Raw genomic sequence first — 16,458 nt, forward strand, 5'->3', positions numbered from 1 at the left:
CTAAGGCGACCACGTTGTGTATTAGCTTGCATGATGATGCATAATCAATCGTATGACTGAGCACGCGGGAAAACCGATCAGGATCGCCGTCGCCGGCGCGAGCGGATACGCCGGTGGCGAAGTGCTGCGTCTGTTGCTGGGGCACCCGTCGTACGCGGACGGCTCGCTCGTCATCGGCGCGCTCACCGCCGGCGGCAACGCCGGATCGACCCTGGGCTCGCACCATCCGCACCTGCTGCCCCTCGCTGATCGGGTTCTCGAGGACACCACCGTCGAGACCCTCGCCGGACACGACGTCGTGTTCCTCGGTCTGCCGCACGGCAATTCGGCGCAGTACGCGAAGGCGCTGCCCGAGTCCACGGTCATCATCGACTGCGGCGCCGACTTCCGGTTGACGAACGCGGAGGACTGGGAGCGGTATTACAAGAGCCCGCACGCCGGTAGCTGGCCGTACGGACTTCCCGAACTCCCGGGCGCCCGCGAGAAGTTGGCCGGTGCCACCCGCATCGCCGTCCCCGGGTGCTTCCCGACGGTGTCGAGCCTCGCGATGGCCCCCGCGGTCGCGGCGGGTGTCGTCGAACCGCGGGTCACGATCGTCGCCGTCACCGGCGCCTCCGGCGCGGGACGCGCGCCCAAGGCCGATCTGCTCGGTTCCGAGGTGATGGGTTCGGTCCGTGCCTACGGCGTCGGCGGAGTGCACCGCCACACCCCGGAGATCATCCAGAACCTCTCCGAACTCGCCGGTGAGCGGGTCACCGTGTCGTTCACCCCCGTGCTCGCGCCCATGCCGCGCGGCATCCTCGCCACGTGCACCGCGGCCACCACCGCGTCCGAGGAGGAGGTGCGTGCGATCTACGAAAAGGCTTACGCGGACGAGCCGTTCGTGCACGTGCTGCCCCAGGGCGTGCTGCCGCAGACCGGGGCGGTCGTCGGATCGAACGCCGTCCAGATCGCGGTGACGGTCGACGCCGACGCCGGTCAACTCGTCGTGGTCGCGGTGATCGACAACCTCGCGAAGGGCACCGCCGGGGGAGCGGTGCAATCGATGAATCTTGCACTTGGACTACCCGAGACCGCCGGTCTCTCGACAGTGGGAGTTGCCCCGTGAGCAGTGACAGCACGATCGACACGCACCCGACTCGGGAGGTCGCCGGCGGCACCCTGGTCCGAAGCCAGGGAGTGTCGGGGCCCGCGGGCTTCCGTGCGTCCGGGATCAAGGCGGGAATCAAGGCGAACGGCAACGCCGACCTGGCCCTCGTCGTCAACGAGGGACCGGAACTCGCGGCCGCCGGTGTCTTCACCGCGAACAAGGTGAAGGCCGCCCCGGTGCTGTGGTCGCAGCAGGTGCTCACCACGGGCAGGCTGCGCGCCGTGGTGCTCAATTCCGGCGGGGCCAATGCGTGCACCGGTGCGGGCGGCTTCCAGGACTCGCACAAGACGGCCGAGGAAGTGGCGTCCGCGCTGAGCAACTGGGGTACCGAGACCGGCGCCGTCGAGGTCGCGGTGTGTTCCACGGGTCTGATCGGCGACCGCCTGCCCATGGACAAGGTCCTGGCGGGCGTGACGGAGGCGGTGCACGAACTCGCCGGGGGAATCTCGGGTGGCACCGACGCCGCGTACGCGATCATGACCACCGACACGGTGCCGAAGCAGGCTGCCCTGCACCACGCGGGCAAGTGGAACGTGGGCGGGATGGCGAAGGGCGCCGGCATGCTGGCACCCGCGCTGGCGACCATGCTGTGTGTCGTCACGACCGACGCCGTCGCGACCGCGGCGCAACTCGACGCCGCGCTGCGTGCGGCCACCCGGCTGACGTTCGATCGCCTGGACGTCGACGGAGCCACCTCGACCAACGACACGGTGCTGCTGCTCGCGTCCGGTGCGAGCAACGTGACACCGACCCAGGAAGAACTGGATGCGGCCGTGACGGCCGTCTGCGACGATCTGGCCGATCAGATGATGGCCGACGCGGAGGGCGTCACCAAGCGGGTGCGGGTCACGGTCCGCGGCGCGGCCAGCGAGGACGACGCCCTGATCGGCGCCCGGACGGTGGCCCGGGACAGCCTCGTGAAGACGGCGCTGTTCGGGTCCGACCCCAACTGGGGCCGGGTGCTCGCCGCGATCGGCATCGCGCCGATCGAACTGGACCCCGACAAGATCTCGGTGTCGTTCAACGGCGCCCCCGTGTGCATCGACGGCGTCGGCGCACCGGGTGCGCGGGACGTGGACCTGAGCGCCATGGACATCGCGCTCGACATCGACCTCGGGCTGGGCGAACACGCGGTGACCATCCGGACCACCGACCTGTCGCACGCGTATGTCGAAGAGAACTCGGCGTATTCGTCATGACGGCGACCAGCGAGGCGCTCACCGGCATCACCGATCACCAGAAGGCGCACGTCCTGGCGGAGGCGCTGCCGTGGCTGCAGCAGTTCCGCGACAAGGTCGTCGTCGTGAAATACGGCGGCAACGCCATGGTCGACGACGCGCTCAAGACGGCGTTCGCCGCCGACATGGCGTTCCTGCGGACGGTCGGAATTCAACCGGTCGTCGTGCACGGCGGCGGTCCCCAGATCAATGCCATGCTCGGAAAGCTAGGCATGACAGGGGAATTCAAGGGCGGCTTCCGCGTCACCACCCCCGAGGTGATGGACGTCGTCCGGATGGTGCTGTTCGGTCAGGTCGGCCGCGAACTGGTCGGACTGATCAACGCGCACGGACCGTATGCCGTCGGTATCTCCGGTGAGGACGCGCATCTGTTCACCGCCACCAAGCGCACCGTGATGGTCGAGGGCCGTCCGACCGACATCGGTCTGGTCGGCGACGTGACGACCGTGAACCCGGAGGCGGTCCTCGACCTGATCCGCGCGGGCCGAATTCCCGTGGTGTCCACGATCGCCCCCGACTCGGACGGCGTGGTGCACAACATCAACGCGGACACCGCCGCCGCCGCGCTCGCCGAGGCCATCGGCGCCGAGAAGCTGGTGGTCCTCACCGATGTGGAGGGGCTGTACACGAACTGGCCGGACCGCGATTCGCTCGCCACCGAGATCGACGTGGACGCGCTCGCCCAACTGCTCCCCAGCCTCGACGCCGGCATGGTGCCCAAGATGGAAGCCTGCCTGCGCGCGGTCCGCGGGGGAGTACCCACCGCGCACGTGATCGACGGACGTGTCGCGCATTCCGTTCTTCTCGAACTGTTCACCGGCGAGGGCATCGGCACGATGGTCACGCCCGGCCCGACGTCACCTACCGAGGGAGTTGCCTCATGACCGGAACCCCGGAACTCCAGCAGCGCTGGTCCGGCGCTCTGATGAACACGTACGGCGTCCCCCGGGTGGCACTGACGCGCGGCCAGGGCGCGGTGCTCACGGACGCCGACGGCAAGGAGTACGTCGACTTCCTCGCGGGCATCGCCGTCAACATCCTCGGACACGCACACCCGGCGATCATCGAGGCCGTCACGGCGCAGCTGTCGACCCTCGGGCACGTGTCGAACCTGTACGCCAGCGAGCCGGCGATCGAACTGGCCGAGAAGCTGCTCTCCCATCTCGGCGCCCCCGGCCGCGTGTTCCTGTGCAACTCCGGGACGGAGGCCAACGAGGCCGCGTTCAAGCTCGCGCGGGCGACGGGCCGACCGAAGATCATCGCAGCGGAGAACTCCTTCCACGGCCGGACGATGGGCGCCCTCGCGCTCACCGGGCAGGCCGCCAAGCGTGCACCGTTCGAGCCGATGCCCCCGGGTGTCGAGCACGTGCCCTACGGCGATCTCGACGCCCTCGACCGTGCCGTCGACACCGACACCGCGGCCGTCTTTCTGGAGCCGCTGATGGGCGAGGGCGGTGTCGTCGTGCCGCCGGAGGGGTACCTTGCGGGCGCACGGCAGATCACCGCCGATCGCGGGGCCCTGCTCGTGCTCGACGAAGTGCAGACCGGGATCGGCCGGACGGGCTGGTTCTACGCGCATCAGGCGGTCGGGATCGTCCCCGACGTCATGACTCTCGCGAAAGGCCTCGGGGGTGGGATGCCGATCGGTGCGTGCATCGCGACCGGTGCGACCGCGGACCTCTTCGGGCCGGGCAAGCACGGCACCACGTTCGGCGGCAACCCCGTCTGCGCGTCCGCCGCACTCGCGGTGCTGCGGACGATCGCCGAGGACGACCTCATCTCCCGCGCCGACACGCTCGGCAAGTCGCTGTCCGCCGGTATCGAGGGTCTCGGACATCCGTTGATCGACCAAGTCCGCGGTGCCGGACTGCTGCTCGGCATCGTCCTCACCCAGGACGTGGCGCCCGCGGTGGAGAACTCCGCGCGGGAAGCCGGATACCTGATCAACGCCGCACAACCCGGCGTTGTCCGGCTCGCTCCGCCCCTGGTCCTCACGGACGATCAGGCCGAAGGTTTCGTCGCGGCACTGCCCGCGATTCTCGACAACGCGCAATCGGCCGCTCAGCCGGGAAAGCAGTGACGACCGTGAAGCACTTTCTCCGGGACGACGACCTCACGCCCGCGCAGCAGGCCGAGGTCCTCGAACTCGCCGCCCGACTGAAGAAGGCCCCGTACGCCGAACGTCCGCTCGAAGGGCCCCGCGGGGTCGGCGTGATCTTCGAGAAGAACTCGACGCGCACCCGGTTCTCCTTCGAGATGGGCATCGCGCAACTCGGCGGGCACGCGATCGTCGTCGACGGCCGCAGCACCCAGCTCGGCCGCGAGGAGACGCTGCAGGACACCGGCCGCGTCCTGTCGCGGTACGTCGACGCCGTCGTGTGGCGCACGTTCGGGCAGAAGCGACTCGAGGCGATGGCCTCGGGCGCGGACGTCCCGATCGTCAACGCGCTGTCGGACGAATTCCACCCGTGCCAGGTCCTCGCCGACCTGCAGACCCTCGCGGAGCGGAAGGGGTCGCTGAAGGGGCTGAAGCTCACCTACCTCGGCGACGGCGCCAACAACATGGCGCACTCTCTCATGCTGGGCGGCGTGACCGCCGGTGTCGACGTGACCATCGCCAGCCCCGACGGGTTCGCCCCGCTGCCCTGGGTGGTCGAGGCAGCCCGGGCGCGGGCAGCCGAGACCGGCGCGACCATCACCCTCACCGACGACCCGCAGACGGCCGTCGTCGGCGCGGACGCGCTCGTGACCGACACGTGGACGTCGATGGGCCAGGAGAACGACGGACTCGACCGGGTCGGCCCGTTCCGCCCCTTCCAGATCAACGAGGCACTGCTCGCGAAGGCCGCCGCCGACGCGGTGGTCCTGCACTGCCTGCCCGCCCACCGCGGCGAGGAGATCACCGACGACGTCCTCGACGGACCGCAGAGCGTCGTCTGGGACGAGGCGGAGAACCGCCTCCACGCGCAGAAGGCACTGCTGGTGTGGCTGCTCGCGCAGCGAACCGGTGACCGTCCGTGACTGCTCAGCCGCAGCGTGCAAATGCGGCTCAGCCGCAGCGGGCAGGTGCGGCTCAGCCGCAGCGCGCCGCGAACGCTGCCACGGCACCGACCCGGGCCGGACGACAGGCGCGCATCGTCGCGATCCTGTCGAACAATCCGGTCCGCAGCCAAACGGAACTTGCGACGCTGCTCGCGACCGAAGGCATCGATGCCACCCAGGCCACGCTGTCGCGTGACCTCGAAGAACTGGGTGCCGTGAAGCTCCGCGCCGCAGACGGCGGTGCCGGGGTGTATGTGGTGCCCGAGGACGGGAATCCCGTCCGCGGCGTCTCCGGCGGAACCGACCGGCTGTCGCGGTTGCTGGGGGAGTTACTGGTGTCGACCGACGCCAGTGGCAACATGGCGGTGCTGCGAACTCCCCCGGGGGCAGCGCACTATCTGGCGAGTGCACTCGATCGGGCATCATTACCTGACGTCGTGGGAACCATCGCGGGGGATGACACCATTCTCGTGGTGGCACGCGAGCCGCTGAGCGGGGCGGAACTCGCGGCCAAGATCGAATCCCTCGCCTGACAACTGAATCATCTCTACAGATCTTCAACCTAAGGAGCACAAGGACCATGGCCGATCGCGTCGTACTCGCCTACTCGGGCGGGCTGGACACCTCAGTCGCCATCAGCTGGATCGGCAAGGAGACGGGCAAGGAAGTTGTCGCTGTCGCCATCGATCTCGGCCAGGGCGGCGAGGACATGGAGGTCGTGCGTCAGCGTGCACTCGACTGCGGTGCGGTCGAGTCGGTCGTGGTGGATGCGCGCGACGAGTTCGCCGACGAATACTGCCTGCCGACCATCCAGGCCAACGCTCTCTACATGGACCGCTACCCGCTCGTGTCGGCGATCAGCCGGCCGCTGATCGTCAAGCACCTCGTCGAGGCTGCGCGCGCCCACGGCGGCACCACGGTCGCGCACGGCTGCACCGGCAAGGGCAACGACCAGGTCCGGTTCGAGGTCGGCTTCGGGTCGCTCGCCCCCGACCTCGACGTGATCGCGCCGGTCCGCGACTACGCATGGACCCGTGAGAAGGCCATCGCGTTCGCCGAGGAGAACGAGATCCCGATCAACGTCTCCAAGAAGTCGCCGTTCTCGATCGACCAGAACGTCTGGGGACGCGCCGTAGAGACCGGGTTCCTCGAGGACCTGTGGAACGCGCCGACCAAGGACGTCTACGACTACACCCAGGACCCGACGGTCAACTGGCAGGCCCCGGACGAGCTGATCATCAGCTTCGAGGCAGGCCGCCCGGTCGCGATCGACGGCAAGCCGGTTACCGTCCTCGAGGCCATCCAGGAACTCAACCGCCGCGCGGGCGCGCAGGGCGTCGGCCGCCTGGACGTCGTCGAGGACCGTCTCGTCGGCATCAAGAGCCGCGAGATCTACGAGGCCCCCGGCGCGATGGTGCTGATCAACGCCCACCAGGAACTCGAGCACGTCACGCAGGAGCGTGAGCTGGGCCGCTACAAGCGGCAGACCGAGCAGCGCTGGAGCGAGCTGGTGTACGACGGCCTGTGGTTCTCGCCGCTGAAGGTCGCGCTCGACACGTTCATCGAGAAGACCCAGGAACGCGTCTCCGGCGACATCCGCCTGGTGCTGCACGGTGGCGCGATCATCGTCAACGGCCGTCGCAGCAACCAGTCGCTGTACGACTTCAACCTGGCCACCTACGACGAGGGCGACACGTTCGACCAGTCGTACGCCAAGGGATTCGTGCAGATCCACGGGCTGTCCTCGAAGGTCGCGGCGAAGCGCGATCTGGGCCTCTAGGTATGAGTGCTCACGGCACCAACGAAGGAGCCCTCTGGGGTGGCCGGTTCGAGTCCGGACCGGCCGCCGCCATGGCGGCACTGAGCAAGTCCACCCACTTCGACTGGGTGCTGGCTCTGTACGACGTGCGCGCGTCCCAGGCGCACGCCCGGGTGCTGCACAAGGCAGGCCTGCTCGCTGACGAAGATCTGGCGGCGATGCTCGACGGTCTCGGCCGGCTCGCGGCCGACGTCGCGAGCGGCGACTTCGTCCCGAGCGAATCTGACGAGGACGTGCACGGGGCACTCGAGCGCGGCCTGATCGATCGGGTCGGTCCGGAGGTCGGGGGACGCCTGCGCGCCGGGCGTTCCCGCAACGATCAGGTGGCGACGCTGTTCCGGATGTGGCTGCGGGACGCCGTCCGCCGGGTGGCCGAGGGCGTCCTCGACGTCGTCGACGCCCTCGCGACGCAGGCCGCCGCGCACCCGTCCGCAGTGATGCCGGGTAAGACGCACCTGCAGGCCGCACAGCCGGTTCTGCTCGCGCACCATCTGCTGGCACACACGCACCCGTTGCTCCGCGACGTCCAGCGGCTGCGGGACTTCGATGTGCGAGCGGCCGTGTCGCCGTACGGTTCCGGCGCGCTGGCCGGCTCTTCTCTCGGGCTCGATCCCGAGGCCATCGCCGCGGAACTCGCCTTCGATTCTTCGGCCGAGAACTCGATCGACGCCACGTCGTCACGGGACTTCGCGGCCGAAGCGGCATTCGTGCTCGCCATGATCGGAGTCGACCTGTCACGGATGGCGGAGGAGGTCATCCTCTGGAGCACCCCGGAATTCGGATACATCACGCTCGCCGACGCCTGGTCGACCGGTTCGTCGATCATGCCGCAGAAGAAGAATCCGGACGTGTCCGAGCTGACCCGCGGCAAGTCCGGTCGGCTGATCGGAAACCTGACCGGTCTGCTGGCCACCTTGAAGGCGCAGCCGCTCGCGTACAACCGGGATCTCCAGGAAGACAAGGAGCCGGTCTTCGATTCGGTGGCGCAGCTCGAGTTGCTGCTGCCGGCGATCACCGGGCTGGTCGCCACTCTCGAATTCCACACGGACCGAATGGCGGAACTGGCACCGGCAGGATTCACGCTGGCCACCGACATCGCTGAGTGGCTCGTGCGGCAGGGTGTCCCGTTCCGGGTCGCGCACGAGGCGGCGGGGACGTGCGTCCGCGTCGCCGAGGCACGTGGCGCCGGACTCGAGGATCTCACCGACGAGGAACTCGCCGGGGTCGACCCGGCTCTCACTCCGGACGTGCGGGAGGTGCTCACCGTGGAAGGCTCGATCGCCTCGCGTAACGCCCGCGGCGGTACGGCCGGTATCCGTGTGGCCGAACAGTTGGGCGGGGTCCGTCAGCTGTCCGAGTCGCTGCGCGAGTGGTGTCGATGACACCGGCGTCGGACGCCCCGGATTAGGGGCTTTGTGACGCGTCGAGCGCAGTAGGGTGAGGGCGGGCGGCAGTGCGTCACGGAGCGAGAGTCTGGGAGAGTATTCGTGGGATTGAATACCGAAACGGTGATGGGCCCGATCCGTCGCGTGGTGGCGACGGCGCAGAACGGGTTGGAGGTGGTCCGTCTCGGTGGACTCGAGACGGACCTCACGACATCGCCGTTCGAGGTGGTCGAACGCGCACCGATGTATCGGCTCCGGCGGTATTTCCCCGACACGGACCCTGCCGACGCCGGACCGCCGATCGTCCTGGTTCCGCCGATGATGATGTCGGCCGACGTGTACGACGTGACGCGGGATCAAGGCGCGGTCGGCATCCTCCGCGGAATGGGTATCGATCCCTGGGTGGTCGACTTCGGATCACCGGATTCCGAAGAGGGAGGCTGGGATCGGAATCTCGCCGACCACATCGTCGCGATCAGCGAGATCATCGACCAGGTGCGGGCGCACACGGGTCGCGACGTGTACCTCTCCGGGTATTCGCAGGGCGGCATGTTCGCATATCAGGCTGCGGCGTACCGCCGAAGCCGCAACATCGCCGGTCTGGTCACGTTCGGGAGTCCGGTCGACACACTCGCCGGGCTGCCGTTCGGTATCCCGGCGGGTTTCGCCGCCGACGCCGCGGGCTTCCTCGCCGACCACGTCTTCAACCGCCTCGCGGTGTCGGGGTGGATGGCGCGCACCGGTTTTCAGCTCCTCGATCCCGTCAAGACACTGAAGTCGAGGCTCGACTTCCTGCGTCAGCTGCACGACAGGGAAGCGCTCCTGCCGCGGGAGCAGCAGCGACGATTCCTCGCGACCGACGGCTGGGTGGGGTGGTCCGGTCCGGCCGTCGCAGAACTGCTCACCCAGTTCATCGTGCACAACCGCATGATGACCGGCGGGTTCGTGATCAAGGACCAGGTGGTCTCCCTCGCGGAATTGACCTGCCCCATCCTCGCGTTCGTCGGTGAAGTCGACGACATCGGTCAGCCGTTGGCCGTCCGCGGCATCCGCCGCGCCGCCCCGCGCGCGAACGTATACGAATCGACTTTGAGGGCAGGACATTTCGGTCTCGTTGTCGGTTCGTCCGCAGCGACCCACACGTGGCCCACGACCGGCAAGTGGGTGCTGTGGAACGAGGGGCTCGGCGCGCGGCCCGCCGACATCGATCTCATGCGCTACGACGAGCACTTCGGCAGCGAGTCCGGAGTCTCCATCAGCGACCGCATCATTCACACCGTGGCCTCGGTCGCCGAGGTCGGTGTCGGTGTCGGCAAGGGGATCAGCGATTTCGCGTCCGGCGCGCTGCGCGGAACCGTGGAGCTGTCCGGCGAGGCCACGCGTGCGCTGCCCCGGCTGGCGCGGCTCGGGCAGATCCAGCCGCACACCCAGATCTCGCTCAGCCGGCTGCTGGCCGAACAGCGTCGGAAGGCGCCGGGCGGCGAATGCTTCCTCTTCGACAACCGCGTCCACACCTACGAGGCCGTCAATCAGCGGATCGACAACGTGGTGCGCGGTCTGATCCACGCCGGTGTCCGCCCCGCCGCGCACGTGGGCCTCGTGATGCAGACGCGTCCGAGCGCCCTCGCCGCCATCGTCGCGCTGTCCCGTCTCGGGGCCGTCGCGGTCCTCCTGCCCCCGGGCCGGGAGGTCCACACCGCCCTCCGCATCGACGGTGTCGAGCGCGTCGTCACCGACCCCGAGAATCTGGACGCGGCGATCGCGACCGGCATGCAGGTGCTGGTACTGGGCGGCGGCGCCCAGCGCGACCTCGACGTGGACGCCTCGGCCGACGTCGTGGATCTCGAGAAGATCGATCCGGACGCAGTGACGTTGCCGGGCTGGTACCGGCCGGATCCCGGTCTGGCGCGCGAGTTGGCGTTCATCATCTGTAGTGAGTCCAACGGGCACTGGGAGACCAAGCAGATCACCAACTACCGGTGGGCGCTGTCCGCGTTCGGGACGGCCTCCGCCGCCGACCTCGATCGCGGTGACACCGTGTACTGCCTTGCACCGCTGCATCATTCGTCGAGTTTGCTCGCCGCGATCGGGGGCGCGGTGGCGGGGGGTTCCCGGATCGCGCTGTCGCGCGGACTCGACCCCGAACGGTTCGCCGAGGAGGTCCACCGCTACGGCGTGACGGTGGTCAGCTACACGTGGACGATGATGCGCGAGATCCTCGACGCCGAGAACCTCGCGCTCGACGGCAGTCACCCCGTCCGGCTCTTCATCGGATCCGGAATGCCGCAGGGGCTGTGGCGGCGCACGACCGAGCGGTTCGCCCCGGCGAAGGTTCTCGAGTTCTACGCGTCCACGGAGGGCGATGTGGTACTCGCGAATGTCGCCGGCGCGAAGGTCGGGGCCAAGGGGCGGCCCCTTCCCGGGAGCGCCGAGGTACGGCTCGCGGCCTACGACCCGATCGCCGGCCGGCTGCTGGAGGACGAGCAGGGATTCATCCGGGAATGCCGGGACGACGAGGTGGGTCTGCTTCTCGGCAGGGCCGGCGTCCACGCGGAGATGTCCGGTGGTGCGATGCGGGGGATCTTCGCCGCCGGCGATGCGTGGATACCGACGGAGAACCTCTTCCGCCGCGATGCCGACGGGGACTACTGGCTGGTCGATCACCGGAAGACCGTGATCGCGACCCCGAGAGGGCCCGTCTTCACACAACCGATCGTCGACGCACTCGCATCCGTCGACAGCGTCGATCTCGCGGTTGCCTACGGCGCGGAGGTCGGCGGCCGGACGCTGGCAGTCGCGGCCTTCAGTCTGCGGGACGGACGGCCGCCGAGGCTGACCGAGATCGCCCAGGCCTTCGACGCACTTACTCCCGCGCTGCGACCCGACCTGATCCATGTGGTGGCGGACATCCCGCTGGGATCCTCGTACCGCCCGAACGCCGAGGCCCTCAGTGCCGCCGGTCTTCCGAAGCCGGGAACCCGTGTGTGGTATCTCGATCCGGATTCGCAGCAGTACAAGCGACTGACCAAGGCCGTCGCCGCGGAGTTCCAGGACGGCTCGGCCGGGGTGCCTGCCGGTGCGCGGTAACCTGACACTGCTCACCCGAACGGTTGGAGAGGACTTCCGTGGTTATTGATCCGACATTGCTCGGCATTCTCGCGTGCCCACAGGACAAGGGTCCTCTGCTGTTGGTCGGTGACGAGTTGCTCTACAACCCTCGCCTTCGCCGGGCATATCCCATCGAGAACGGGATTCCCGTCCTCCTCATCGACGAGGCGCGGGACGTGGGAGAGGACGAGCACGCGACGCTGCTTGCCCGGGCCGCCGGCGAGGCCTGATCGCACCGGACTCGGGCGAGCCCGATCAGACCGGACTCGGGCGAGCCCGATCAGATCGGTAGAGCGCCGGTGAGGTAGCGCTGCAACGTCGGAGCGACGATCTCGATCAGATCGTCGACCGGCAGCGACGCGAGTGGCTCGAATTCGAGGACGTACCGCGTCACGAGCACGCCGGCCATCTGCGACGCCACCAATTGCATGCGCAGCATCCCGGTCCCGGGCGGATCGTCGACCCGCGGGCCGAGGTCCCGGAGCACGACCTCCAACAGGAACGTGCGGATCAGCGTCGGTTCGTCGCCCGACATCGCAGACCGGAACGCCGCGACGACGGCGGGCCGGTGCGGCGACTCCCAGACCGAGAAGACGGCCCGGGCGAGGTGGCGTCCGATCTCGCCCGTGGGGCCGTCGAGCACCGGCGCGATCACCTGCGTCGGATCCACCGGAATGTCCACCGAGGCGAGGAACAGTTCCCGCTTGGTGCCGAAGTAGTGGTGGACCAGCGCGGAGTCGACACCGGCTCCGCCGGCCACGGATCTCACGCTGGTCTTGTCGAAGCCGTTCTGTGCGAACAGTTTCCGTGCCGTCGCCAGGATTCGCGACCTGGTGTCCGGGTTGCCCGGGCGGCGTCCCGTACGCGGTCCGGGGGTCGCTTCTTCGCGCGTCGCGGGTTCGGTCATGGTGTGCGCCGCCTCAGCGCTCATGGTGTGCGCCGCCTCAGCGTCGCGGCACCCAGCGACAGCGCGAGGAGTGCGAAGCCGGTGACCACCGCCAGGTCGAGCCACATGTCGCCCGTTGCCCCGGGATGGGTGGCGACCTGCTGTAGCGCGTCGACCGCGTAGCTGAGGGGGAGGACGTTGCTGATCCACTCGAGCCACGTGGGGAGCTGATCTCGTGGAACGAGCAGACCACACAGGAACAGTTGGGGGACGACGACCACCGGCATGAACTGCACCGCCTGGAACTCGGTGCGCGCGAACGCGCTGCACAGCAGGCCGAGTGCCACGCCGAGTATCGCGTTCAGCACGGCGATCAGCAGCACCCACGTCACGCTGCCCTCGGTGGTGAGGCCGAGAAATCCGAACGCGACCGCACAGGCCAGCGCCGCCTGCGCAGCAGCGGCGGTGGAGAACGCCGCGGCGTAGCCGCCGAGCAGGTCGAGTTTGCCCATCGGCGTCGTGAGCAGGCGTTCGAGGGTTCCCGAGGTCCGTTCGCGTTGCATCGCGATCGACGTGACAAGGAACATCACGACGAACGGGAGGATGCCGAGCATTGTGATCGCGACGCGTTCGAACAGCGACTGCTGCCCGGGCGGGGCCGGAACGGTCTGGTACAGGAAGTACAGCAGCACCATCAGCAGGCTGGGTACCACCAGGATCATGGCGACGGTGCGGTGATCCGTGCGCAGTTGCGCGAGGATCCGGCCGGTTGTGGCGGCGAAGATCGTGACGTTCATCAGTTCTCGCTCCCGACATGTGATGCGCGAATGAGGTTCAGGAAGGCGTCTTCGAGGCTCGTCTCCCCGGTCTGCGCCCGAAGTTCACCGGGGGAGACCTGCGCGAGAACGTGCCCGTCGCGCATGAGGAGCAACGAAGCACAATGTTCGGCCTCGTCCATGACGTGGCTCGACACGAGCAGGGTGGTACCGGCGTCGGCGAGAGCTTCGAACCGTTCCCAGAGTTCGACGCGCAGGAGAGGGTCGAGGCCGACCGTCGGTTCGTCGAGTACGAGGATCTCGGGGCGCGCCACCAGGGCGCAGGCGAGGGAGACCCGTCCCAGTTGACCTCCCGACAGGTCCGCCGCCTTCTGACCCGCAAAGCGTGTGAGCCCCACCGCGTCGACGGCCTCGGTGACGGCACTCGACGGCTGACCGTAGAGCGCGGCGAAGTAGGCCACGTTCTTCTTCACCGTGAGGTCGGCGTACACGCTCGGCGACTGGGTGACGTAACCGACGCGGTTCCGCAACGAGACCGCACCGGCGGGGGAGCCCAGCACGGTGACCGTCCCGGATTCCACGATCTGAGTGCCCACCACGCACCGCATCAGCGTGGTCTTCCCACAACCCGAGGGTCCGAGGAGGCCGGTGATGGATCCGCTCGCCACCTGGACGTCGATGCCGTGGAGCACTTCGTTCTTGCCTCGCCGCACACGCAGATCTCGAACGTCGATCGCTGGGCTGCCGTTCATGGCCTGCCTCAATTCATCACTGGGTGAATTCATTGCTTGATGAATTATGCGACCGTTCCCATGGCCGCGTCAACGGTTGTGGAGAATCGGGGCGTGACCATCGATCGACTTGCCCGGGCGGAACCTGTCGATGCCGCGAGAATCGTCCTCGGATCGACGCTGATCGTCGGAGACGTGCGGATCCGCATCGTCGAAGTGGAGGCGTACGGCGGAGAGAAGGACGGCCCGTGGCCGGATCCGGCATCCCACTCGTACCGGGGGAGGACACCGCGGAACGAGGTGATGTTCGGTCCGGCAGGTCACCTGTACGTCTACCGCAGTTACGGGATGCATTTCTGTATGAACGTGTCGTACGGACCTGTCGGCACCGCGGGGGGAGTGCTCCTCCGTGCGGGCGAGGTGCTCGACGGGAGCGCGACCGTCCACGGTCGTCGGCCCCGCGTCACCCGACCTGCGGATTGGGCGCGCGGTCCCGGCAATCTGGGGTCGGCGACCGGCGTCACCCTCGCGGAGAACGGGGCGGCGCTGTTCGAGGCCGATTCGCCGGTTCGACTGGAGGTCGCCGACTCGGACGGCTGGGTGAGTGGCCCCCGGGTCGGGGTCAGCACGGCCGCCGACCGGCCGTGGCGGTTCTGGATTCCGGAGTCGCCTGCGGTCTCCGTGTACCGGAGAAGCCCGCGTGCGATGCCCGCCGACGAGCGGATGGGATGATCGGATGCGTGACTGAGAACATCATCGATGAACTGACCTGGCGCGGGCTCGTTGCCCAATCAACCGATCTGGACGCGCTGCGCCGTGATCTCGACGCCGGACCGGTCACGCTCTATGCCGGTTTCGATCCGACCGGGCCGAGTCTGCATGCCGGCCACCTGGTTCCTCTGCTCGCACTGAAGCGATTCCAGCGAGCAGGCAACCGCCCCATCGTCCTGGCAGGTGGAGCGACGGGGCTGATCGGCGATCCCCGCGACGTCGGTGAGCGGACGATGAACTCTGCCGACACAGTCGCGGAGTGGGCTGATCGGATCCGAGGTCAGCTCGAACGGTTCGTCGACTTCGACGATTCGCCGAGCGGCGCGATCATCGAGAACAACATGAACTGGACCGGCAAGCTGTCGGCCATCGACTTCCTGCGTGACGTGGGCAAGCACTTCTCGGTCAACGTGATGCTGGCGAGGGACACCGTGAAGCGGCGCCTCGAATCCGACGGCATGTCGTACACGGAGTTCAGCTACATGCTGCTGCAGGCCAACGACTACCTGCACCTGCGCCGCAGCCACGGTTGCTCACTGCAGGTGGGTGGGTCCGACCAGTGGGGCAACATCATCGCCGGTGTCGAACTGAACCGTCGCATCGACGCCGAGTCGGTGCACGGCCTGACGGTCCCGCTCGTCACGTCCGCGGACGGCAAGAAGTTCGGGAAGTCCACCGGAGGTGGCAGCCTGTGGCTCGACCCGGAGATGACGAGTCCCTACGCCTGGTACCAGTACTTCGTAAACACCGGCGATGCCGACGTGATCAAGTACCTGCGCTGGTTTACCTTCCTCACGGCCGAGGAGTTGGCGGAACTGGAGACGGCGACGGCCGAGCGGCCACACGCTCGGGAGGCGCAGCGCAAGCTCGCCGCCGAGATGACGACGCTCGTACACGGCGAAGCCAACACCCGTGCCGTGGAGCTGGCGAGCCAGGCGCTGTTCGGTCGCGCGGAACTGCAGGACCTGGACGAGCCGACGCTCGGCGCCGCCCTTCGCGAAGCCTCCGTCGCGGAACTCGCGCCGGGGGAGCCCGCCAGCATCGTCGATCTTTTGGTTCTCAGCGGATTGTGTGAGAGCAAGGGTGCGGCCCGCCGCACCGTGAAGGAAGGCGGCGCTTCGGTCAACAACCAGAAGATCTCGACCGAGGACTGGTCTCCCGAAGCGACCGATCTGCTGCACGGAACGTGGCTCGTGATTCGCCGCGGAAAGCGCAACTTCGCCGGCATCAAGGTGCTGTCGAACTAGCGTGCGGCGGGTCACACCGGCGTAATTCGGCGAGCTTCCGCTCGGTGGCCCGCGCGCAGCGTGGGTCACCAGCGGATTTCACATACCGGATGCCAGTGACCTGGGGATTTGACGCTCCGTTATCCGTCGCGTAACTTATTCCAGGTCAGAGCGACACGGACACCAACCCCGACCGAGAGGCCGGGGACACGAGGTTGGACGCAGGCGCCTGAACTTCCCGAGAATACCGAACCTGGTTCGATGCTTTCGAGATGTCCTGATCGCCCCGGTTTGCGCCGGGAGGCGGCAGGAGATAAGTTGGAACG

The 16,458-nt window shown here is 68.1% G+C and carries 15 protein-coding genes; 12 read left to right on the top strand and 3 right to left on the bottom strand.

What is annotated here, in order from left to right; translation table 11 throughout:
- Positions 1-52 precede the first annotated feature (52 nt).
- The 10 genes from argC (at position 53) to RJ1_RS17535 (ending at position 11,972) form a co-directional block, all read left to right on the top strand.
- Complete coding sequence (gene argC / locus RJ1_RS17490; protein ID WP_073361954.1) at positions 53-1,108, top strand: N-acetyl-gamma-glutamyl-phosphate reductase; 1,056 nt, start codon at positions 53-55, stop codon at positions 1,106-1,108.
- The gene (gene argJ, locus RJ1_RS17495) at positions 1,105-2,349 is read left to right on the top strand and encodes a bifunctional glutamate N-acetyltransferase/amino-acid acetyltransferase ArgJ (RefSeq protein WP_073361956.1); all 1,245 of its coding nucleotides are present in this window, start codon (positions 1,105-1,107) and stop codon (positions 2,347-2,349) included. The genes argC and argJ overlap by 4 nt, the downstream gene beginning before the upstream one ends.
- Entirely contained in the window at positions 2,346-3,272 is a 927-nt protein-coding gene (argB, locus tag RJ1_RS17500; RefSeq protein ID WP_073361958.1) for an acetylglutamate kinase, read from the top strand. Before argJ ends, argB begins: the two co-directional genes overlap by 4 nt.
- The gene (locus RJ1_RS17505; RefSeq protein WP_073361960.1) at positions 3,269-4,468 is read left to right on the top strand and encodes an acetylornithine transaminase; all 1,200 of its coding nucleotides are present in this window, start codon (positions 3,269-3,271) and stop codon (positions 4,466-4,468) included. The genes argB and RJ1_RS17505 overlap by 4 nt, the downstream gene beginning before the upstream one ends.
- A complete protein-coding gene (argF, locus tag RJ1_RS17510; RefSeq protein WP_073361962.1) occupies positions 4,465-5,409 on the top strand; it encodes an ornithine carbamoyltransferase in 945 nt (314 codons plus the stop codon). Before RJ1_RS17505 ends, argF begins: the two co-directional genes overlap by 4 nt.
- On the top strand, positions 5,406-5,963 hold the full coding sequence (locus RJ1_RS17515) for an arginine repressor (protein WP_073361964.1): 558 nt from the start codon (positions 5,406-5,408) through the stop codon (positions 5,961-5,963). Before argF ends, RJ1_RS17515 begins: the two co-directional genes overlap by 4 nt.
- Before the next feature lie 47 nt (positions 5,964-6,010).
- On the top strand, positions 6,011-7,210 hold the full coding sequence (locus RJ1_RS17520; protein ID WP_073361966.1) for an argininosuccinate synthase: 1,200 nt from the start codon (positions 6,011-6,013) through the stop codon (positions 7,208-7,210).
- A gap of 2 nt (positions 7,211-7,212) precedes the next feature.
- Positions 7,213-8,631, top strand: coding sequence for an argininosuccinate lyase (gene argH / locus RJ1_RS17525; protein WP_073361968.1), 1,419 nt, complete (start codon positions 7,213-7,215; stop codon positions 8,629-8,631).
- 105 nt (positions 8,632-8,736) lie between these two features.
- Positions 8,737-11,721, top strand: a complete 2,985-nt coding sequence (locus tag RJ1_RS17530) for an acyl-CoA synthetase (protein ID WP_073361970.1) — start codon at positions 8,737-8,739, stop codon at positions 11,719-11,721.
- A gap of 38 nt (positions 11,722-11,759) precedes the next feature.
- A complete protein-coding gene (locus tag RJ1_RS17535) occupies positions 11,760-11,972 on the top strand; it encodes a Trm112 family protein (RefSeq protein ID WP_073361972.1) in 213 nt (70 codons plus the stop codon).
- A 50-nt stretch (positions 11,973-12,022) separates the two neighbouring features.
- Here RJ1_RS17535 and RJ1_RS17540 read toward each other — a convergent pair whose 3' ends face one another.
- The 3 genes from RJ1_RS17540 to RJ1_RS17550 are packed head-to-tail and all read right to left on the bottom strand — an operon-like array spanning position 12,023 to position 14,156.
- Positions 12,023-12,649: a TetR/AcrR family transcriptional regulator gene (locus RJ1_RS17540; protein ID WP_073361996.1), complete on the bottom strand. Its 627-nt coding sequence runs from the start codon at positions 12,647-12,649 to the stop codon at positions 12,023-12,025.
- Positions 12,650-12,669: 20 nt separating this feature from the next.
- Positions 12,670-13,425 carry an ABC transporter permease gene (locus tag RJ1_RS17545; RefSeq protein WP_073361974.1) on the bottom strand — a complete coding sequence of 252 codons (756 nt, stop codon included), beginning with the start codon at positions 13,423-13,425 and terminating at the stop codon, positions 12,670-12,672.
- The gene (locus tag RJ1_RS17550; protein ID WP_073361976.1) at positions 13,425-14,156 is read right to left on the bottom strand and encodes an ABC transporter ATP-binding protein; all 732 of its coding nucleotides are present in this window, start codon (positions 14,154-14,156) and stop codon (positions 13,425-13,427) included. The genes RJ1_RS17545 and RJ1_RS17550 overlap by 1 nt, the downstream gene beginning before the upstream one ends.
- A 39-nt stretch (positions 14,157-14,195) precedes the next feature.
- On the opposite strand from RJ1_RS17550, the gene RJ1_RS17555 reads away from it, so the two are divergent.
- On the top strand, positions 14,196-14,867 hold the full coding sequence (locus RJ1_RS17555; RefSeq protein WP_073361978.1) for a DNA-3-methyladenine glycosylase: 672 nt from the start codon (positions 14,196-14,198) through the stop codon (positions 14,865-14,867).
- Between the two features lie 8 nt (positions 14,868-14,875).
- Positions 14,876-16,153, top strand: a complete 1,278-nt coding sequence (tyrS, locus tag RJ1_RS17560) for a tyrosine--tRNA ligase (protein ID WP_073361998.1) — start codon at positions 14,876-14,878, stop codon at positions 16,151-16,153.
- Positions 16,154-16,458: the final 305 nt, after the last annotated feature.

It is taken from the genome of Rhodococcus jostii NBRC 16295 (assembly GCF_001894825.1).
In the GTDB taxonomy this organism is placed as follows: domain Bacteria; phylum Actinomycetota; class Actinomycetes; order Mycobacteriales; family Mycobacteriaceae; genus Rhodococcus_F; species Rhodococcus_F jostii.